Source organism: Embleya hyalina (assembly GCF_003967355.1).
GTDB lineage: Bacteria > Actinomycetota > Actinomycetes > Streptomycetales > Streptomycetaceae > Embleya > Embleya hyalina.
In genome coordinates this window covers 271844-291406 of sequence record NZ_BIFH01000017.1, presented here as the reverse complement: position 1 = coordinate 291406, position 19563 = coordinate 271844, and the positions used below count along the sequence as shown (strand labels likewise).

Below are 19563 nucleotides of genomic sequence, written 5' to 3'. Positions count from 1 at the left end.
CAGCCCGTCCGGCGCTTTTGGTTGCGGAAACGGCGGTCCGAGCCCGCGCGGAGCGGGTTCAGATCGCCTGTTTGCGTTGTAGGTGGGTGAAGGCGAGCCAGCCGGGGAGTACCGGGAGCCAGAAGGTCAGGAACCGGTAGAGCAGGACCGCGGCCGTCGCGGTTTCGAACGGCAGGCGTGCGGTGCTGGTCAGGCCCGCGATCAGGGCCGCCTCCACCGCGCCGATGCCGCCCGGGGTGGGCGCGGCCGAGCCGATCGCGTTGCCGGCCAGGAAGACCACCGCGATCGCGGCGAAGTTGGCCGAGCCGCCGAAGGCCCGCACGCTGGCGTCCAGACACAGGATGAAGGTCAGCGTCAGCAACACCGTGCCGCCGAGCCCCGCCGCCAGCTTGGTCGGCGTCTGCAGCACGTCGAGCAGCCTCGGCACGATGCCGGAGAACAACTGGCGCAACTGCTTGACGATCCAGCGCCGCAGCGGCGGTACGGCCATCACCAGCAGGGTCACCAGGGCCAGGATCAGCAGGCCCGCGATCACCGCGCCCGAGGGTGCGAAGGACGGCGTCTCGGCGGTGCCGGCGATGTACCCGAAGAAGGCCAACAGGCCGACGTGGAAGACCAGTCCGCCGAGTTGGGAGACACCGACGCTGGCCGCGGCCAGGGTGGGCGGGATTCCGGCCTTCTGCAGATATCGGGTGTTCAGCGCGACGCCGCTGACCGCCGGCGGCGCGACCAGCTTCACGAACGAGCCGGCGAGCTGCACCATCGTGGTGCGATACAGCGACAACCGTTCCGGTACGTAGCCCAGCAACATCAGCGCGGCGCACACATAGCTGAGCGAGGCGGCCAGCAGGCCGATCGCCGCCCAGCCCCAGTTGGCGCTCTTGAAGATCTCGCCCAGGTCGACGTGGCTGAGCTGGGAGAGCAGGAAGTAGCCCGCGAACGCGCTCGCCACCACGGTGACCAGGGTGCGCGCGCGAACCCGCTCCAGACGCACCGGCTCGACCTCGGCCTGGGGGCGCAGTTCCAGGATCTGCTCGCGGATCCGGGAGAGCAGGTTCTTGTCCTTGCGCAGCACCGAGCGGGTGCTGCGGCTGAGCGCGACCTTCTGCAGCAGCGGCAGGCACGCGGCGACGGTGTCCGCGCCCAGCACCTCGGCGGCGGTGTGCACGGCGCGCGCCTCGCCCACCCGCAGCGCCACCGTGGTGAGCAGTTGCGCGGTGTCGATGCGCAGCGCCAGGTCGCTCGACGCGATCTCGCCGGCCCGCAGGTCCACCAGCCACGGCTCGCCGGAGCCGTCCACCAGGACGCTCTCCGCGACCAGTCGGCGATGGGTGAGCCGGTGCGCCTGCAGCAGGCCGAGCAATTGCCACACCCGGGCCAGGAGTTCGTCGGTGATCTCCTCGTCGTCGAGCGTGTCCAGGGTGCGGCCGGGCACGTGCGCGTAGGCCAACAGCGCGGCGTCCGGGCCCACCTCGGTGGTGGCCACCAGGCGTGGCGCGCGGACGCCGGCGTCGGCGCACGCGTACGCCATCAGCGACTCCTGTTCGAGCGCCCGCCGGGTGGACAGCACGGTGCGGCGCTGGGTGACCCCGCGCAACACCAGCCGCCGGTAGAACCGGTAGATCGCGCCGGACGCCTGCTGGTCCCGATCGAGCACGGTCACGTCGAGTAGGCGGTCGTCGGCCAGCCGGACCGCGTAGCGGCGGGTCTCCTCGGGGCCGTCGTCGGTGCGTACGCACGACAGCGCGACCAGGCCGAACCGGCGCAGCGCGGCGACCACCGACTCGGCCGGCGGGCGGGTGTTGGGCAGGCCGACCGCGTACAGCGTGGCGTAGGCGATGGTGCGCCCGAACAGCACGCTGGTGAGCAGCGCGACGGGGGTGGTGTAGCCGCCGACCAGCACCGTCGCCGCGTTCAGCAGGAGCAGCGTCCACACCACGAGTTGCCAGCGCGGTCGGCGCACCAGGCCGACCGCGGTGACGTAGGCGACGATCGGCGCGAGATAGCCGTGCACCGGATCGGTCCAGCCGGTCTGCGGCAGCGGCAGCGGGCGGGTGAGCGCGTCGCGCAGCGCCTCGGGGCCCGGGCCGGTGATCCACCAGTCCAGGCCGAGCGAGGCCAGGTAGGTGGCCGCGGCGGCGATCACCCCGTCGGCGACCCGCAACCCGTCCCGGCTGACCAGGCGTTCGATGCCGTAGGCCACCGGCACCACGAGCACCGCGACGGCGAACACCCCGCCGGACAGGTTGAGCAGCAGGTGCGGCGTGCTGTTCTGCGCGCCGCGCACGATGTCCGATTCCAGGCCGGAGGTGGTCTGCCGGGCGATACTGGCCAGGAAGAAGACCACGCCGAGGGCGAGTACGCCGAGCAGGACTCGGATCAAATCGGACGAACGGTGTACCCGCAGGGGTTGCGAGGGCTCGACTACGAGGGCGCGCCCGTTCCCGGGGGCACCCCTCGCGAATGTCTCGTCATGGTCTCGTATCACCCGTCACCGCCGCGTCGATGGTGCCACGACCCGCGCCCCGGTTCGCCCCCGGCCGCGCCGAAGTGCGGCCGAAAGGGGATCGGCGGCTGCCGGACGAGGTGTCCGACGACTCTGTCACCATGTGCGGATGAGTGACCCTAACCCCTTCGCCGAGCGGGTGCTCGACCTGGTCGAGCGCATTCCCGCCGGGCGGGTGATGGCGTACGGGGACATCGCCGAGGCCCTTCAGGACGGCGGTCCCCGGCAGGTCGGCCGGGTGATGGCGCTGTACGGCGGCGGGGTGCCCTGGTGGCGGGTGGTGCGGGCGGACGGCTCGCTGCCGCGGAGTCACGCGGTGCGCGCGCCGAAGCACTACCGGGCCGAGGGCACCCCGCTGCGCTCCGGCGGCGAGCGGGTGGACATGACCCGGGCGCGGTGGACACCGGACCCCGAGGACGTGCCGCAGGAGCCGGAACTTCCGCCGATTCCCTGACGATCGGTGACGAACCGGGGCGCCGTGCCGGTGCTCGGGGCACCCGCGATGCGGGTGTGTTTCCCGGGCGGGAGAGCCGGATGTGATCTGATGGGCAACGGCCGCGCCCTGCCGACCGGGGCGCGGCCACCCTCTCCGAGGTCGCGACCCGGTGCCGCGCCCGGCGACGTCCGCCCCGGCGCGACGCCCGGCACGGCCCGCGCGTCGTGGCCGGCCCGGCCCGAGCAGCAGCAGGATTCGACGGCGACCCGAAGGCACCCCCGGCCAGATGACCACCCCGACCCCGGCGTACCGCCTGCGGCGTACTCCCGTGGCCCCGCCCGCGCCCGTGATCCCCGACGCCTACCAGCGGGCGGTGATCGAGCACCGGGGCGGCCCGCTGCTCGTGCTCGCCGGTCCCGGCACCGGCAAGACCACCGTGCTCGTGGAGGCGGTCGCCGAGCGGGTCGCGCGCGGGATCCGGCCCGAGGAGATCCTGGTCCTGACCTTCGGCCGCAAGGCGGCGGGAGAGCTGCGCGACCGGTTGACCGCCCGGCTGCGCGCGAGCGGGGCGCGCACCGCGACGGTGCCGACCGCGACCACCTTCCACTCGTTCTGCTACGCCCTGGTGCGCGAGCACCAACCGGCCGAGTTGTTCAGCTATCCGCTGCGCCTGCTCACCGGCCCCGAGCAGGACGTGTTCGTGCGCGAACTGCTCGCCGGCGGGGTCGAGGAGGGCAGCCTGACCTGGCCCACCGAACTGCGCGCGGCGGTGGGCACCCGCGGCTTCGCCGACGAGGTGCGCGCGGTGATCGCGCGCAGCCGCGAGATCGGGCTCGACCCCGACGCGCTGGCCCGGTTCGCCGAGGACACCGGGCGGCGCGACTGGCGGGCCGCGGCCGACTTCCTGGCCGAATACCTGGACGTGATCGACGCGCAGGGCGTGGTGGACTACGCCGAACTCGTGCACCGGGCGGTGCTGCTGGCCGAGCGGCCGGAGACCGCCGCGATCCTGCGCGGGCGCTACAAGGCGGTGTTCGTCGACGAATACCAGGACACCGACCCCGCGCAGGTGCGCCTGCTGGCCGCGCTGGCCGGGGACGGGCGGGACCTGATCGCGGTGGGCGACCCGGACCAGTCCATCTACGCGTTCCGCGGCGCCGACGTGAACGGCATCCTCGACTTCCCGCACCGCTTCCCGCGCGCCGACGGCGAGCCCGCCGACATCGTGGTGCTGCGCACCTCACGGCGGGCACCGGCCGGCCTGCTCGCCGCCTCGCGCGTGGTGACCCAGCGCATGGCGCTGAGCCGGCTGCCGGGCGATCGGGTACGCGCGCACCGCGAGTTGATCCCGTCGGTGTCGGGGGCCGAGGACCCGAGCCGGGTCGAGGTGTACACGTATCCCACGCCCGGCGCCGAGTTGGACAACACCGCCGACATCCTGCGCCGCGCGCACCTGGAGGACGGCGTGCCGTGGGGCCGGATGGCCGTGCTCGTGCGCTCCGGCGCCCGCTCGATACCGGGCCTGCGCCGGGCGTTGTCGGCCGCCGGGGTGCCGCTGGAGATCGCCGGCGACGAGTTGCCGATCGCGGCCGAGCAGGCGGTGGCGCCGCTGCTGACCGCGTTGCACGTGGCGGCGGACCCGGCCGTGCTGGACGCGGAGACCGCGCGCGGGTTGTTGCAGTCGCCGCTGGGCGGGCTCGACGCGGGCGATCTGCGCCTGCTCGGGCGGGCGTTGCGGGCCGAGGAGCGGGCCGCGTCGACCGCCGCGGTGACCGGTACCCGGCCGTCGGCCGAGCTGATCCGGGACGCGCTGGCCGCACCCGAGCAGCTGGTCGGGATAGAGCAGCGGGTCGGTGGCGGCGCCCTGCGACTCGGCCTGTTGATCCGCAAGGCGCGCGAGGTGCTGGCGGGCGGTGGGACCACCGAGGACGCGCTGTGGGAGCTGTGGCAGGGCACCCCGTGGCCGGGCCGGCTGGAGCGCGCGGTGTTGCGGGGCGGTACCGCCGGGCGCAACGCGGACCGCGATCTGGACGCGGTGGTGGCCCTGTTCGAGGTGGCGGCCAAGGCCGAGGAGCGGGCCGGCCACCGCGGCGCGCTCAACTTCCTGGCCGAGTTGAAGGCCCAGGAGATCGCCGGCGACCGCCTCGACGACAGCGCGCTGCGCGGCGAGGCGGTGCGGCTGCTGACCGCGCACCGGGCCAAGGGCCTGCAGTGGCGCCTGGTGGTGGTGCACGGGGTGCAGGAGGGCCTGTGGCCGGACCTGCGCCGGCGCGGCTCGCTGCTCGAAGCCGACCGGATCGGCTCGGACGGGCTGGCCGAGCCGCTCTCGCCGGGCGCGCTGCTCGCCGAGGAGCGGCGGTTGTTCTACGTCGCGGTCACCCGGGCGCAGGAGCGGCTCGTGGTGACCGCGGTCGACTCCAGCTACGACGACGGCGACCAGCCCTCGCGGTTCCTGGAGGAGCTGGGCGTGCCGCCGGTGGAGGTCAAGGAGCGGCCCCGGCGGCCGTTGTCCACCTCCGCGCTGGTGGCCGAGTTGCGCTCGGCGGCGGTGGATCCGCTGGCGCCGGCCGTGCTGCGCCGGGCCGCCGCGCGCCGGTTGGCCGCGCTCGCGGACCTGCGGGACGACGAGGGGCACGCGCTGGTGCCGGCCGCGCACCCGGACCGGTGGTGGGGCCTGGTGGCGCCGACCGACCCCGGGGTGCCGATCCGGGACCCGGCGGACGCGGTGCGGCTGTCCGGCAGTTCGGTGGCCAAGGTGCGCGACTGTGCGCTGAGCTGGTTCCTGGGCAGCGAGGTACACGCCGACTCGCCGCGCTCGGCGGCGCTGGGCTTCGGCAACGTGGTGCACGCGCTCGCCGACGAGGTGGGCACGGGGGCCACCCCGGCGGAACTTCCGGTGCTGATGGACCGGCTCGACCGGGTGTGGGACGCGTTGGCGTTCGACGCGCCGTGGCAGTCCGAGCAGCAGAAGGACGAGGCCCGCACCGCCCTGGAGCGGTTCCTGTCCTGGCACACCAACGAGCGGCACCGCACCGTCGCGGCCACCGAGCACGGCTTCGAGGTCGAGCTGACCGCGGGGGAGTACCGGGTGGTCGTCCGGGGCTCGATGGACCGGGTCGAGCGCGGCGAGGACGGGCTCGCGTACGTGGTGGACTTCAAGACCGGCCGCAGGCCGCCGACCCGGACCGAGGTCGAGGGGCATCCGCAACTCGCGGTGTACCAGGTGGCGGTCGCCAACGGGGCGCTCGACGACCTGCCCGGCTTCGCGGACGGCCGACCCGCCTCCGGCGGCGCCGAGTTGATCCAGTTGCGCTCGGCGGACAAGGGCGACACCGGGCAGCCCGTGGTGCTCGGCCAGGACCCGCCGCTGCCCGACCCGGACGGGGGCACGTGGGTGGGCGGCCTGCTCGCCGACGTGGCCGGTCGGATCATCGGCGAACGGTTCACCCCGACCGCGGGATCACACTGCGACCGGTGCGATTTCCGCCGCTGTTGCAGTGCCCGTCCGGAAGGTCGGATGACGGTCGAGTAGCCGGATCGCCGGTGCCGGCGATACCGGGCGGGGGTGGTGGGACGTGCGGATTTTGCCATCGCCATACTCGTGCGCAGGAACCCCGCTCCCGGGTTCCGGTCCCCGCACCAAGGAGTTTCGTGCGCACTTCACGCATGGCCGCGATCGTCCCCGTCGTCGCCCTCGCCCTCGGCCTGACCGCCTGCGGCGGTTCGGAGCAGAAGTCGAACGCGGGCACCGACGCCAAGGCGTTGGCCGACGAGGCGCAGCGACTGCTGAAGTCGGTCCCCGACTTCAAGATGGTCGGCAGCGGGCAGGACGAGGAAACGAAGATGGAGATGGACCTGTGCATCCGCAGCGGTGCGGACATGCAGGGCACGATGACGATCGACGGAAACCGCGTCGAGGTGATCTTCATCGGCAAGGACCAGTACATGAAGGCCGAGGCGCCCTTCTGGAAGATGATGATGGGCGAGTTCGTGCCCGAGGGCGTGCTCGACGAGGTCGTGGCGAAGATGGCCGGCAAGTACCTGAAGTCCCCCGTCGACGAGGAGGACGACGGCGTCTCGTCGATGACCGACTTCTTCGACGGCTCCACCGACGGGGTGACCAAGGGCGAGCCGGTCAAGATCGACGGCGTTAAGGTGATCCCGCTCAGCAAGAAGGACGAGGAGGGCGACACCACCACCCTCTACGTGCAGGAGAAGGGCAAGCCCTACCCGTTCATGGTCAAGTCGGAGGGCAAGAACAACGCCACGGCGAAGTTCACCAAGGGCAAGCAGAAGTGCGAGCCCACCGCTCCCGCCGAGTCGTTCACCAAGGAAGACCTGAAGGGTCAGTTCAAGGACGCCTGATCGGCGCGCCCCACCGGGGCACCGGCCCCGCACGGCGACCGTCCCTGTCGCCGTGCGGGGCTAGTCTTCCTCGGTGCACGCCGTACTGACCGACCCGGACGACCTCTGTCGGCTGCTCGGGATCCCCTTCACCCCGGAGCAGCTGGACGCGGTGCTCGCGCCGCTCGCGCCGGGCGTGATCGTGGCCGGGGCCGGGTCGGGCAAGACCACGGTGATGACCGCCCGCGTGGTGTGGCTGGTGGGCACCGGACAGGTCCGGCCCGACCAGGTGCTCGGGCTCACCTTCACCAACAAGGCCGCCGGCGAGCTGGCCCAGCGGGTGCGCAAGGCGATCGGGCAACTGCGCGGCGGCGAGATCCCGGCCGACGAGGACGCCGGCGAGCCGACCGTGTCCACCTATCACGCGTTCGCCGGCCGCCTCCTCCAGGAGCACGGTCTGCGGATCGGCCTGGAGCCCTCGGCCCGGCTGCTCGCCGACGCGACCCGCTTCCAGCTCGCCGCCCGGGCCGCGCGCACCGCACGCGGCCCCTTCCCCACGCTCACCGGCCGACTGCCCGACGTGGTCGCCGCCGTGCTGCACCTGGGCGGCGAGCTGGCCGAGCACCTGGTGTCGATCGAGGCGCTCCGGGAGTGGGACCGGGCCTTCGTGGCCGAGGTGGAGGCCGCCGCCAAGCCCTCCGCCGCCGCCCGCAAGGCCGCCGACGCGGCGCGCAACCGGCTCGACCTGGCCCGACTGGTCGACGCGTACGCGCGCGCCAAGAGCGGCCGCGACCTGCTCGACTTCGGCGACCAGATCGCCTATGCCGCCCGGATCGCCGGCGAGCGGCCCGAGGTCGGCGAGATCCTGCGCGACACCTACCGGGTGGTGCTCCTGGACGAGTACCAGGACACCTCGGTCGCCCAACGCGTGCTGCTCCAGGGCCTGTTCGGGCTCGGCCACCCGGTCACCGCGGTCGGCGACCCGTGCCAGGCCATCTACGGCTGGCGCGGCGCGTCGGTGGCCAACATCCACGAGTTCCCGGTGCACTTCCCGCACCGCGACGGCAGCCCCGCCGCCCGCTACTCGCTCTCCGAGAACCGGCGCAGCGGCGGCCGGATACTGAGCTTCGCCAACGACCTGTCCGCGCCGCTGCGCACCCCCGAGAGCGGCGTGGAGGCGCTGCGCGCGGGGCCCGGCGCCGAGCACGAGGGCTGGACGGTCGCCGCGCTGCTGCCCACCCACGCCGAGGAGATCGACTGGCTCGCGGACCGGATCGGCACCGCGATCGGCACCGTCCCGGACAAGAACGGCGCCCCGATCACCGCCGGGGACGTCGCGGTGCTCGCCCGCACCGCGGCCGACTTCGCGGACATCCACGCCGCGCTGGTGCGGCGCGACATCCCGGTCGAGGTGGTCGGGCTGTCCGGGCTGCTGCACCTGCCCGAGGTGGCCGATCTGGTGGCGACCTGCGAGGTGCTGGACGACCCGACGGCCAACTCCGCGCTGGTGCGCCTGCTGGCCGGGCCGCGCTGGCGGATCGGGCCGCGCGACCTGGCCCTGCTCGGCCGCCGGGCCGCCGAACTGGTCCGGGTCGAGCGGGCGGGCGCCGACGACGCCGACGCCCGCCTGGAGGAGGCGGTGGCCGGGATCGACCCGACCGAGGTGGTCTCGCTCTCCGACGCGCTCGCCGACCCGGGCGAGCAGTACCCGTTCTCCGCCGAGGCCCGGCGCCGGTTCGCCCGGGTGGCCACCGAGATCCGCGATCTGCGCCGGCACCTGGGCGAGCCGCTGATGGACCTGCTGCACCGGGTGCTCGCGGGCACCGGCCTGGAGGTCGAGCTGTCCGCCTCCCCGGGTGCGCTGGCCGCACGCCGCCGGGAGACGCTGCACACGTTCCTGGACGTCGCGGCGGGTTTCGCCGACCTGGACGGCGACCCCTCGCTCACCGCGTTCCTGGCCTTCCTGCGCACCGCCGCCGAGCACGACAAGGGCCTGGACGGCAGCCTGCCCACGGCCGGCGACTCGGTGAAGGTGCTGACCGCGCACAAGTCCAAGGGCCTGGAGTGGGAGGTGGTCGCCGTCCCCGGACTGATCGACGGCGTCTTCCCGAGCGTGCGCACGCAGACCAAGTGGATCACCAACGGCCGGGCCCTGCCGCACCCGCTGCGCGGCGACGCCGCCGCGCTCGCGGTGTTGCCCGACCTGACCCCCAAGGGCTTCAAGGCGTTCGACGCGGCGATGCGCGAGCACCAGGAGACCGAGGAACTGCGTCTGGGCTACGTCACCTTCACCCGGCCCAAGCAACTCCTGATCGGCTCCGGGCACTGGTGGGGGCCCACCCAGAAGAAGCCGCGCGGCCCGTCCGACTTCCTGACCCGACTGCGCGACCACTGCGTGGCGGGCAACGGCACGGTCGAGGTGTGGACGCCCGAGCCCGCCGAGTCGACCAACCCGCACCTGGCCGACGTCGTCGAGCACGCCTGGCCGCTGCCGCTGGACACGACCGCGCTGATCGAGCGCCGCCGGGCGGCCGACGCCGTACTCGCCGAGCTGGCCCGGCGCGAGGCGTCCCGCCGGGTCGACCACGCGGCCGAGCATCCGTCGGTGGAGCCGGAATTCGGGCCGGTCCGGGGGTACGACGAGCAGGTGCCCGTCGAGGCCTACGAGGCGTATGTCCCGGTCGACCCGGAGCAGGACGCGCCGCCGCCGGAGGAGGAGCCCCCGCCGCCGGTCGAACCGGGCCCCGAGCCCGAGCCCGAAGCCGAACCCGAGCCCGACCCCGGGCCCTCGGTGCCCTCGCCCGACCACGACGACGCCGCCGAGCACGTGGACGAGGTGCGTGCCGGGCATCCCGCGGTGGAGGGCCCGGCGCCGGGACTCCACGCCGGGCCGACCCCGGACGAGCTGGCCCTGATCGAGTCGTGGGACCGGGACCTGATCCGGTTGGCCGAGGAACTGCGCCGCGGCCGGTCCGGGGTGCGCGAGGTGCCGCTGCCCGCGACGTTGACCGCGTCCCAGATGTTGCGCCTGTCCAACGACCCCGACGGGCTCGCGCGCGAGCTGGCCCGGCCGATGCCGCGCCCGCCCGCCCCGGCGGCCCGGCGCGGCACCCGCTTCCACGCCTGGGTCGAGTCGCTGTTCGGCGAGCGCCCGCTGCTCGAACCCGACGACCTGCCGGGCGCGGCCGACGAGGAGATCACCGACGAGGCCGATCTGCTCGCGCTCCAGGAGGCGTTCCTGCGCACGCCGTACGGTCGGCGTGCCCCGCACCGGGTCGAGGCGCCCTTCCAGCTGTTCCTCGGCGGCCGGATCGTGCGCGGCCGGATCGACGCCGTCTACCGCGAGGACGACGGGTTCGAGGTGGTCGACTGGAAGACCAACCGGGTCCACGACGCGGACCCGCTCCAGCTCGCCGTCTACCGGCTGGCCTGGGCCGAATACGCCGACGTGCCGCTGGAGCGGGTATCGGCGGCCTTCCTCTACGTACGCTCCGGGGAACTCGTCCGGCCCAAGGGTCTGCCCGGCCGGGACGAATTGGAACAGTTGTTCCTGGAAGCCGATGAACCGGGCGACGATCCGGCTCGTTGATCCGGAGGAAACCCGGCAACGACGAGGATGGGCCGATGCGGCCGGATTCCGACACTCGTATGGTTTATGAGGATCGACACGACGGCGAACTTCGAACGGGACGGGAAACGGCACCGGTGCGCGGAAAAGCACAGACGAGGCGGGCACTGCGGCTCGTCGGGGTCGCGGGTGATCGTCCGCTGCTGCCGGTGATCGACCTGATCCTGCGCCTGCTGCCCTTCCTGGTGATCCTCGCGGTGGTCGTGTTGGCCGCCGCGACCCCGGAGAACGTGCACGTGGGTCCGCTGCTCGCGGTCGCGCCGGCGCTGTCCGGGCTCACCCAGACGGCGCCGCGCGGCCCGCTGATCACCGGTGGCGTCGCGGCCGTGGTCTCGGTGGCGCTGGCCGCGCTCGGCCAGGGCCGGGGCGGCGGCGAACCGTACGTCACGCTGGTCTCGGTCGCGCTGGTGACCACCACCGCGTGGCTGGGCGTGCACGTGCGCATGCGCCAGGAGCGCACCATCGAGGAGGTGCGCAGCGTGGCCGAGGCGGCCCAGGAGGTGCTGCTGCCCCAGGTGCCCGGCACGGTGGGTCCGCTCACCGTCGGCGTGCGCTACCGCGCGGCGGCGGCCGAGGCGCGGATCGGCGGCGACCTGTACGAGGTGGTGCCCACGCCGTTCGGCATCCGGGTGGCGATCGGCGACGTGCGGGGCAAGGGACTCGGCGCGGTGCGCACCGCCGCCGCCGTGCTCAGCGCGTTCCGCGAGGCGGCCTACGAGGAACCGGACCTGCCCGGCGTGGCCCGCCGGCTCTCGGCCAGCCTGGAGCGGCGACTCGGCGAGAACGACGAGGAGTTCGTCACGCTGATCCTGCTCGGCTTCCCGCCGGAGCCCGCGTGCGTGGACATCCTCAACTGCGGCCACCCCGCGCCGCTGCTGCTGCGCGCGGCGCACGCGCAGGCGCTGGATCCGCCGACCCCGACCCCGCCGCTGGGCATCGTGGACCTGCGCCGGCTCGACCTTCCGGTGTTGCGGGTGCCGCTGCTGCCCCGGGATCGGCTGCTGCTGTACACCGACGGCATCATCGAGGCGCGCAACCCGGCCGGCGAGTTCTATCCGCTGCCCGATCGGGCGCCGGACTCGCTGCCCGGGGTGGAGGACACCCTCGACCGGCTGGAGGCCGACGTGCAGCGCCACGTGGGCCGCCCGCTCCAGGACGACGCGGCGATGGTGCTCCTGGAGTACACCCCGATGGTGGCCCGCCACGACGAGCTGCGCGGGGCCCGGCTGAGCGCCTGACGCCGCGCTCAGCCCACCTTCAACTCGACCACCAGGGCACAGTGGTCGGAGACGCCGAGGCGCACCGCCTCGGTGCGGCGCACCGCCTCGGGGCCGATGCCGTGTCCGAGCACGTGGTCGAACTGGACCCGCGGGCGGTACGAGGGGTAGGTGGGCACCCGGGCCAGCGAGCGCCAGCGCACCGCGCCCGCGCCGCGTCCGCGGCGGCCGACCACCGCCTGCGGGATCCGGCCGGGCAGGTTGAAGTCGCCCAGCAGCAGTTGCGGACCGGGCAGGTCGGCGGTGGAGCGGCGGATCCGGGCGAGCTGGGAGATGTTCCAGCCGGGCACGAAGGACAGGTGCGCCGCGAGCACCGTGAACGGCCCGTGCGGGCCCTCGACCACCGCCGCGAGCACGCCCCGGGGCTCGTCCGGCACCCGGGTCAGGCCGGGCCGGCCCTGTACCCGCAGCGGCAGGCTCAGCGGTGCGGCCGGGAAGCGGCGGACCCGCCAGCGCGAGACCGGTAGCCGGGACAGCAGCGCGATGCCGTATCCGGGCCCGCCCTCGCCCCGCTCGTCCGCCGCGTAGACCCGGCGCTCGCCCGGTACCGGCGGCTCCTCCGTCCATCCGGACACCGGCGCCGGGACGCCGTGCACCGAGGCCAGGAAGCGCCACTGGGACATGCCGAGCGCCTCGGCCGCGATCGCCGCCTGATCGGCACCGCCGGAGCGCTCCTGATGTCGGTCCACCTCCTGCAGGGCCACGATGTCGGCATCCAGATCGGCCAGCGCGGCGCGCAGCCGCTCCGGGTGCGACTCGCCGTCGGCGAGGTCCATGCCGTGCAGGAGATTGAAGGTCGCGACACGCAACGTGGTCATCGGCCGACGGTAACCCGCCCGCCGCCCCGCCGCGGGGTTTCCGCTCGGCGTCGACCCGGTGCCGTGCGCGCGCGGGTCGGGCATATGGTCGAATCCATGAGCATCACCGACCGCGGCGTCGTCGAATACATAGGCGCCCACGCCGACGACTTCCTCGCCGATCTGCGCGCCTGGCTGGCCATCCCCTCGATCTCCGGCGACCCCGCGGCCGCGGCCGACGTCGCCCGCAGCGCGTGGTGGCTGGGCGGCGCGCTGCGCGACGCCGGCTTCCCCACCGTCGAGGTGTGGGAGACGCCCGGGTTGCCGGCCGTGTTCGCCGAGTGGCCCTCGGCCGACCCGGACGCGCCGACGGTGCTCGTGTACGGGCACCACGACGTGCAGCCCGCGGCGCTCGCCGACGGATGGAGCACGCCGCCGTTCGAGCCGACCGACGTCGGCGACCGGCTGTACGCGCGCGGTGCCGCGGACGACAAGGGGCAGGTCCTGTTCCACCTGCTCGGGGTGCGGGCGCACCTGGCGGCGACCGGGCGTACCACCCCCGCGGTGAACCTCAAGCTGATCGTCGAGGGCGAGGAGGAGTCCGGCTCGCCGCACCTGGCGGCGCTGCTGCGCGAGCGTCGCGACCGGCTCGCCTGCGACGTCGTGGTGGTCTCCGACACCGGGATGTGGGGGGCGGACACCCCCAGCACCTGCACCGGGATGCGCGGTCTCGCCGAGGTGCAGATCGACTTCCACGGCCCGAGCGCGGACATCCACTCCGGCTCCTTCGGCGGCGCGGTGCCCAACCCGGCGACCGCGCTGGCCCGGCTGATCGCCGCGCTGCACGACGAGGACGGGCACGTCGCCATCCCCGGTTTCCACTCCGGTGTCGGCGAACTCACCGATCACGAGCGGGAGTCGTTCGCCAAGCTGCCGTTCGACGAGAGCGTGTGGCTGGGCAACGCCAAGTCCGGCGCGACGGGCGGCGAGGCCGGCTACACCACCCTGGAGCGGGTGTGGGCGCGCCCGACGGCGGAGGTCAACGGCATCTGGGGCGGCTACACCGGCCCCGGTCGCAAGACCATCGTGCCCGCCTCGGCGCACGCGAAGGTGTCGTTCCGGCTGGTGGACCGGCAGGACCCCGACGAGATCGAGCGTGTGGTGCGCGCGTGGGTGGGCGAGCGGGTGCCCGCCGGGATCCGCTGCGAGCTGGACTTCGGCACCGGTGTCCGGCCCTGCCTGACCCCGCTCGACCATCCCGCGCTGCGGGCGGTGGTGCGGGCGATGGGCCGCGCGTTCGACACGGAGATCCTGTACACCCGCGAGGGCGGCTCCGGGCCGGAGGCGGACCTGCAGGACGTGCTGCGCGCGCCGGTGGTCTTCCTGGGCGTCTCGTTGCCCGACGACGGCTGGCACTCGATCGACGAGAAGGTGGAGAAGCCGCTGCTGCTCAAGGGCGCGGAGGCGGCCGCCTACCTCTGGGAAGAGCTCGCCGCGAGCCGGCTCGACGCCACGGCGGGGAGGGACGACCGTTGATCCGCCCCAAGCCCGTCGCCGGGCAGGCACTGGCCCGATCCGCGCTCGACCGGGCGTCCGAACACCGCCTGGACCAGGCGTGGCTGGACGCGGCGTGGGCGCGGCCCGACACGCGCGTACTGGTCCTGGCGCAGGGTCGGGCGCGCTGGTCGGGCGAGGCGGGCGAACCCCGCCTGGCCCTGGTCGACTCGGCGAGCGCGCCGGTGGGCGAGCGCCGGTTGCTCGGCCTCGACGTGGCCGGCGTGGCGTACTTCGCGGTCGACGTGGAGAAGCTGCCGGACCCCGCCGCGGACGGACACGAGGGTGGCCTGCGCGAATTGGGCACGCTGCTCGACGACCGGGACGCGGGGCTGCTCGTGCACGCCACCGGGCTGCACCACTGGCATCGCACGCACCGGTTCTGCGCCCGCTGCGGGCAGCCGACCGAGTCGGCCGCGGCCGGGCACGTGCGGCGCTGTCCGGCCTGCGGCACCGAGCACTATCCGCGCACCGACCCGGCGGTGATCATGCTCGTGCTCGACCGGGACGACCGCTGCCTGCTCGGTCGCCAACCGCAGTGGCCCGAGCGGCGCTGGTCCACCTTCGCGGGCTTCGTCGAACCCGGCGAGTCGCTGGAGCAGGCGGTGGCGCGCGAACTGCACGAGGAGGTCGGCGTGGTGACGTCGGCCACCACCTACGTGGCGAGCCAGCCGTGGCCGTTCCCCTCCAGTCTGATGCTGGGCTTCCTGGCCTACGCGGTGGACGACCGGGTGCGCGTGGACGGCGAGGAGATCGCCGAGGCCCGCTGGTTCACCCGCGCCGAGTTCAAGGAGGCGATCGACACGGGCGAGGTGCTGATGCCCGGGTCGTTGTCCATCGCCCGGTACCTGATCGAGACGTGGTACGGCGGGCCGCTGGACGAGGGCAACCACTGGTGAGCGCGGACCGGACACGCTGATCGCCCGGTCCGCGACGAGGCTTCGTCGCGGACCGGGCCGAAGATCGTTCTCGGGGGTGCGCTCAGGCGGCCAGTTCCGACACGGCGGCCTTGACCTGGGCCAGGCTCGGGTTGGTCGCGGTCCACAGCGGCGCGCCGCCGTCGGCGGGCAGGATGACCAGCGTCGGCACGGTCTGGTTGCCGCCGTTGACGCTCATCACGAAGTCGGCGGCCGCGGGGTCCTGCTCGATGTTCACCTCGGTGTAGGCGATGCCCTCGCGCTCCATCTGGCTCTTCAGCCGGCGGCAGTAGCCGCACCAGGTCGTGCTGTACATCGTCACGGGGGCCGACATCGTCATGCGCTCCTTTGTGTTCGCCCGGTCCGGGAACGGCTGTCCCCAAGCCAAACGTGCGCCCCCTCGGTTTGATTCCACCGGGTTCCCCGACCTGTGGACATCGGGGGCGCTGTGCACAACCGGCCTCGGTGGGGCGCGATGCCTGAGAGGATGTGCCGATGATCGCTTCCCCCGACGACGTCCTCGACGCGCTCGATCCCGAGCAGCGGCGGGTGGCCGAGGCCGTCGACGGCGCGGTGTGCGTGCTCGCGGGCGCGGGCACCGGCAAGACGCGGGCGATCACCCACCGGATCGCCTACGGCGTGCTCTCCGGCGCGATGCAGCCCGGACAGACCCTGGCGGTCACCTTCACCGCGCGGGCCGCGGGAGAGCTGCGCGGCCGGCTGCGCGACCTGGGCGTCCCGGGCGTACAGGCGCGTACGTTCCACTCGGCGGCGCTGCGCCAGCTGTCCTACTTCTGGCCGAAAGTGTTCGCCGGGCCGCCGCCGCAGCTGGTCGAGACCAAGATCATGCTGGTCCGCGACGCGGTCGCGCACTGCCGCCTGCGCGCCGATCGGGCCGAACTGCGCGACATCACCGGCGAGATCGAGTGGGCCAAGGCCACCCAGACCGCGCCCGACGACTACCCGGGCGCGGTGCTCGCGGCGGGCCGCAAGCCGCCGCGCGCGGCGGCCGAGATCGCGCACGTCTACGCGGCCTACGAGAAGATCAAGTCCGGCAAGGGCCGGATGGACTTCGAGGACGTGCTGCTGCTCACCATCGGACTGCTCGACGAGCGGCCCGAGGTGCGCGAGGCGGTGCAGGCGCAATACCGGCACTTCACCGTGGACGAGTACCAGGACGTCAACCCGCTCCAGCAGCGGCTGCTCGACCTGTGGTCGACCGGGGCCCGCAGCCTGTGCGTGGTCGGCGACGCGAGCCAGACCATCTACTCGTTCACCGGCGCCACACCCGCCTACCTGCTCGGCTTCCGCCGCCGCCATCCCGACGCGAAGCTGGTCGAGCTGGTCCGCGACTACCGCTCGACCCCGCAGGTGGTGGGCCTGGCCAACCGGCTGCTCGCCCGCGCCGGCGGCGAGGCGGCCAAGCACCGGCTCCGGCTGATCTCGCAGCGCGGCACCGGCCCGGAGCCCGCCTTCGTCGAGCACGCCGACGAGCAGGCCGAGGCGGAGAGCACCGCGAAGCGCGTTCGCGCACTGATCGACGACGGGGTGCGGCCCGCCGAGATCGCCGTGTTGTTCCGCACCAACGCGCAGTCCGAGTCCTACGAGCAGGCGCTCGCCGACCGGTCCGTGGCCTACCTGCTCAAGGGCGCCGAGCGGTTCTTCGAGCGGCCCGAGATCCGCCAGGCGATGGGCTTCCTGCGCGCGCACGCGATCTCCGGCGGCACCGACGCGGAGGCCGGGCCGTTGGCCGCCGAGGTGCGCGCGGTGCTCGGCGGCTCCGGCTGGAGCGCGGAGCCACCCGCGGGATCCGGCCAGGCCCGGGAGACGTGGGAGTCGGTGGCCGCACTGGTGCGGCTGGCCGAGGAGTTCGCGGTCGAGCGGCCGGAGGCGACGTTGCGCGACTTCACCGTCGAGCTGGCCGAGCGGGCCAACGCCCAGCACGCGCCGACGGTGGAGGGCGTCACCCTCGCGTCGCTGCACGCGGCCAAGGGGCTGGAGTGGGACGCGGTGTTCCTGGTCGGCCTCAACGAGGGCATGATGCCGATCTCCTACGCCGACACCCCGGACAAGATCGAGGAGGAGCGCCGGCTGCTCTACGTCGGGGTGACCCGGGCGCGCGAGCGGTTGACCCTGTCCTGGTCGCTGGCCCGCACGCCGGGCGGGCGCGGGCGCACGGCGTCGCGGTTCCTGGACGGGCTGCGCGGCTCCGACGGCGGGCGCGGCGTCGGCTCGGCGCGGCCCGACGCGTACCGCTCGCCCGGTACCGGGGCGAGTCCGGGCGGCGTGCCCCGGCCCCGGCGCAAGGTCGGTCCGGTGCGCTGCCGGGTGTGCGCGCGAGCGCTCCAGGACGCCGCCGAGCGCAAGATCGGGCGCTGCCTGGACTGCCCGTCGGACGTGGACGAGTTCCTGCTGGGGCAACTGCGCGAGTGGCGACTGCGCCGGGCCGACGAGCACAGCCAGCCCGCCTTCGTGGTCTTCACCGACGCGACGCTCACCGCGATCGCCGAGACCCGCCCGCTCAACGAGCGCCAACTCGCCGCGATTCCCGGGGTGAGCCGGACCAAGCTGGAACGATTCGGTGACGACGTGCTCGCGCTGTGCGCCGGCCACGACCTGGCGATCGAGCCCGATTCGGACGATTACGGGCACATTCCGGAGGTCGAGCACGACCTCGGGTCGGCCGTCGAGGATGCCGCCGACGGGGTGTGAGACGCGAGGGGTTTCCCTCGAGTGACGAGGGCCATGCAATAAATCGTTTGCGCCTTGCTCCGAACCGCATCTACGCTCACGAGCACGGTCGGAACGTTCGACCGTGCTCGTCCATGAAACCTGGAAGCACCCCTGTGGTGTTGCCCCGAAACCCTCTCGGAAGGAGGTGAACGTCGTGATTACCAGGAACTTGAAAGCCCAGCGTCAGGCGTTCGCCGTCACTCCGGTCGTGGTGTCGGTGGGCTCCGCCAAGCTGTCGCATGCCGATCTCTCCGTGTCCACGTCCGGCCTGGCCGGGCTCCCCGTGGTGACGTCCTATGCCGGGACCGATGCCCTGATCACCGCCTCCGCGCGACTGCGCGGCAACGGCAGTGGTGTGTCCGCAGCAGCGGGCGCCTCAGGACTCGTCGGTCTGGCGGACAGCGCCGAGGGTCCGTGGCAAGGCGAGCAGGCGGCGAAGGCGCGTCGCGACGAGCGACCGTCGAGCGCGGCGGCTTGCGAGCAGGCGCAGAAGCAGGAATCGCAGCGGGCCAATGGCATGACCATGGCCGGCTTTGCCGGGAACAACGGGTATCCGTCCTGGAGGAACAGGACCTGACGAGACGTCAGGTCGGCACCCTCCAGGGCCGCGGAATCCCGAACACCGGGATCCGCGGCCCTTGTCTTTTGTCGGCTGTCAGCAAAGACCGAGTAGCGACCACCGGGGACGCGAGTCCCACGAATCACAGGAGCACCACGTGCCCCACGGCAAACCCCCCGCACCCGGCAGTACAGCCACAGCGACATCGGAGGTAGACCTGATGACCCTCACCGGTTTCGAGGACGTCGAGCAGCTCGAGTCCACGATCCCCTGCCGTTCCTACGACCCCGAGGTCTTCTTCGCCGAGTCCCCGGAGGACGTCGAGTACGCGAAGGCCCTGTGCCGCGAGTGCCCGGTGCGCGAGATGTGCCTGCAGGGCGCGCTCGAGCGCCGCGAGCCCTGGGGCGTGTGGGGCGGCGAGCTCTTCGTGCAGGGCGTCGTCGTCGCCCGCAAGCGTCCCCGTGGCCGTCCGCGCAAGACGGAGGTCGCCGCGTGACCCCGCCGGCGGGACCCCGACGCACCAGGACCAGAGATCGCGCGTACGCGCAGGAACCCATGAAGCACATTCACGACACGAACGCAGTTCTTCCCATTGACAGGAGCCGGGAGTTGCATCTGATCAACGAAGCCCTGGCGAGGGCTCGGATGGATCAGGAGCTCCGCGAGGCGGAGCTCCAACGCAGGGCGTACCACGTTCGGGTGGCGCGCAGGATGCGCCGTCGGGCCGAGGTCGCCTCCATGCGGGCGCGCCGGGCGCTGGCCATCGCGGTGATGTAGCCGAGCCGGTTCGCGAACGCCGAAGGGCGGGCACC

Annotated in this window: 14 protein-coding genes; 11 read left to right on the top strand and 3 right to left on the bottom strand. The window is 73.5% G+C overall.

Annotation, left to right across the window (positions count from 1 at the left end; genetic code table 11):
* Positions 1–58: 58 nt before the first annotated feature.
* Positions 59–2383: a lysylphosphatidylglycerol synthase transmembrane domain-containing protein gene (locus tag EMA17_RS14665; RefSeq protein WP_246126659.1), complete on the bottom strand. Its 2325-nt coding sequence runs from the start codon at positions 2381–2383 to the stop codon at positions 59–61.
* 232 nt (positions 2384–2615) lie between these two features.
* On the opposite strand from EMA17_RS14665, the gene EMA17_RS14660 reads away from it, so the two are divergent.
* The 5 genes from EMA17_RS14660 (at position 2616) to EMA17_RS14640 (ending at position 12152) form a co-directional block, all read left to right on the top strand.
* Positions 2616–2960, top strand: a complete 345-nt coding sequence (locus EMA17_RS14660; RefSeq protein WP_126637421.1) for an MGMT family protein — start codon at positions 2616–2618, stop codon at positions 2958–2960.
* Between the two features lie 268 nt (positions 2961–3228).
* The gene (locus EMA17_RS14655) at positions 3229–6474 is read left to right on the top strand and encodes an ATP-dependent helicase (RefSeq protein ID WP_126637420.1); all 3246 of its coding nucleotides are present in this window, start codon (positions 3229–3231) and stop codon (positions 6472–6474) included.
* Between the two features lie 119 nt (positions 6475–6593).
* A complete protein-coding gene (locus EMA17_RS14650; RefSeq protein WP_126637419.1) occupies positions 6594–7307 on the top strand; it encodes a hypothetical protein in 714 nt (237 codons plus the stop codon).
* A 73-nt stretch (positions 7308–7380) separates the two neighbouring features.
* A complete protein-coding gene (locus EMA17_RS14645; protein WP_126637418.1) occupies positions 7381–10875 on the top strand; it encodes an ATP-dependent helicase in 3495 nt (1164 codons plus the stop codon).
* Between the two features lie 116 nt (positions 10876–10991).
* Positions 10992–12152, top strand: coding sequence for a PP2C family protein-serine/threonine phosphatase (locus EMA17_RS14640; protein ID WP_160161406.1), 1161 nt, complete (start codon positions 10992–10994; stop codon positions 12150–12152).
* 8 nt (positions 12153–12160) lie between these two features.
* On the opposite strand, the gene EMA17_RS14635 is transcribed toward EMA17_RS14640, so the two are convergent.
* Positions 12161–13009 (bottom strand): endonuclease/exonuclease/phosphatase family protein, encoded by an 849-nt coding sequence (locus tag EMA17_RS14635; RefSeq protein ID WP_126637416.1) that lies wholly within the window; start codon positions 13007–13009, stop codon positions 12161–12163.
* 96 nt (positions 13010–13105) lie between these two features.
* Between EMA17_RS14635 and EMA17_RS14630 the strand changes: the two genes are divergently transcribed.
* A complete protein-coding gene (locus EMA17_RS14630) occupies positions 13106–14524 on the top strand; it encodes a dipeptidase (protein ID WP_170222166.1) in 1419 nt (472 codons plus the stop codon).
* On the top strand, positions 14521–15441 hold the full coding sequence (gene nudC, locus EMA17_RS14625) for an NAD(+) diphosphatase (protein WP_126637414.1): 921 nt from the start codon (positions 14521–14523) through the stop codon (positions 15439–15441). Before EMA17_RS14630 ends, nudC begins: the two co-directional genes overlap by 4 nt.
* Positions 15442–15523: 82 nt before the next feature.
* Here nudC and EMA17_RS14620 read toward each other — a convergent pair whose 3' ends face one another.
* On the bottom strand, positions 15524–15793 hold the full coding sequence (locus EMA17_RS14620) for a mycoredoxin (RefSeq protein ID WP_078979247.1): 270 nt from the start codon (positions 15791–15793) through the stop codon (positions 15524–15526).
* Between the two features lie 161 nt (positions 15794–15954).
* Between EMA17_RS14620 and EMA17_RS14615 the strand changes: the two genes are divergently transcribed.
* The 4 genes from EMA17_RS14615 to EMA17_RS14600 all read left to right on the top strand — a co-directional run bounded on the left by EMA17_RS14615 (position 15955) and on the right by EMA17_RS14600 (position 19528).
* A complete protein-coding gene (locus tag EMA17_RS14615; RefSeq protein ID WP_126637413.1) occupies positions 15955–18171 on the top strand; it encodes an ATP-dependent DNA helicase UvrD2 in 2217 nt (738 codons plus the stop codon).
* A 175-nt stretch (positions 18172–18346) separates the two neighbouring features.
* The gene (locus EMA17_RS14610; RefSeq protein WP_126637412.1) at positions 18347–18769 is read left to right on the top strand and encodes a hypothetical protein; all 423 of its coding nucleotides are present in this window, start codon (positions 18347–18349) and stop codon (positions 18767–18769) included.
* 202 nt (positions 18770–18971) lie between these two features.
* Positions 18972–19247, top strand: a complete 276-nt coding sequence (locus EMA17_RS14605; protein ID WP_101897040.1) for a WhiB family transcriptional regulator — start codon at positions 18972–18974, stop codon at positions 19245–19247.
* 59 nt (positions 19248–19306) lie between these two features.
* Positions 19307–19528 (top strand): putative WhiB-interacting protein, encoded by a 222-nt coding sequence (locus EMA17_RS14600; protein WP_126637411.1) that lies wholly within the window; start codon positions 19307–19309, stop codon positions 19526–19528.
* The last annotated feature ends 35 nt before the right edge of the window (positions 19529–19563 follow it).

Coding starts and splice junctions, on each gene's coding strand:
- EMA17_RS14660 (WP_126637421.1), top strand. CDS start 2,616: ATGAGTGACCCTAACCCCTTCGCCGAGCGGGTGCTCGACCTGGTCGAG.
- EMA17_RS14655 (WP_126637420.1), top strand. CDS start 3,229: ATGACCACCCCGACCCCGGCGTACCGCCTGCGGCGTACTCCCGTGGCC.
- EMA17_RS14635 (WP_126637416.1), bottom strand. CDS start 13,009: ATGACCACGTTGCGTGTCGCGACCTTCAATCTCCTGCACGGCATGGAC.
- EMA17_RS14630 (WP_170222166.1), top strand. CDS start 13,106: ATGAGCATCACCGACCGCGGCGTCGTCGAATACATAGGCGCCCACGCC.
- EMA17_RS14620 (WP_078979247.1), bottom strand. CDS start 15,793: ATGTCGGCCCCCGTGACGATGTACAGCACGACCTGGTGCGGCTACTGC.
- EMA17_RS14615 (WP_126637413.1), top strand. CDS start 15,955: ATGATCGCTTCCCCCGACGACGTCCTCGACGCGCTCGATCCCGAGCAG.
- EMA17_RS14605 (WP_101897040.1), top strand. CDS start 18,972: ATGACCCTCACCGGTTTCGAGGACGTCGAGCAGCTCGAGTCCACGATC.
- EMA17_RS14600 (WP_126637411.1), top strand. CDS start 19,307: ATGAAGCACATTCACGACACGAACGCAGTTCTTCCCATTGACAGGAGC.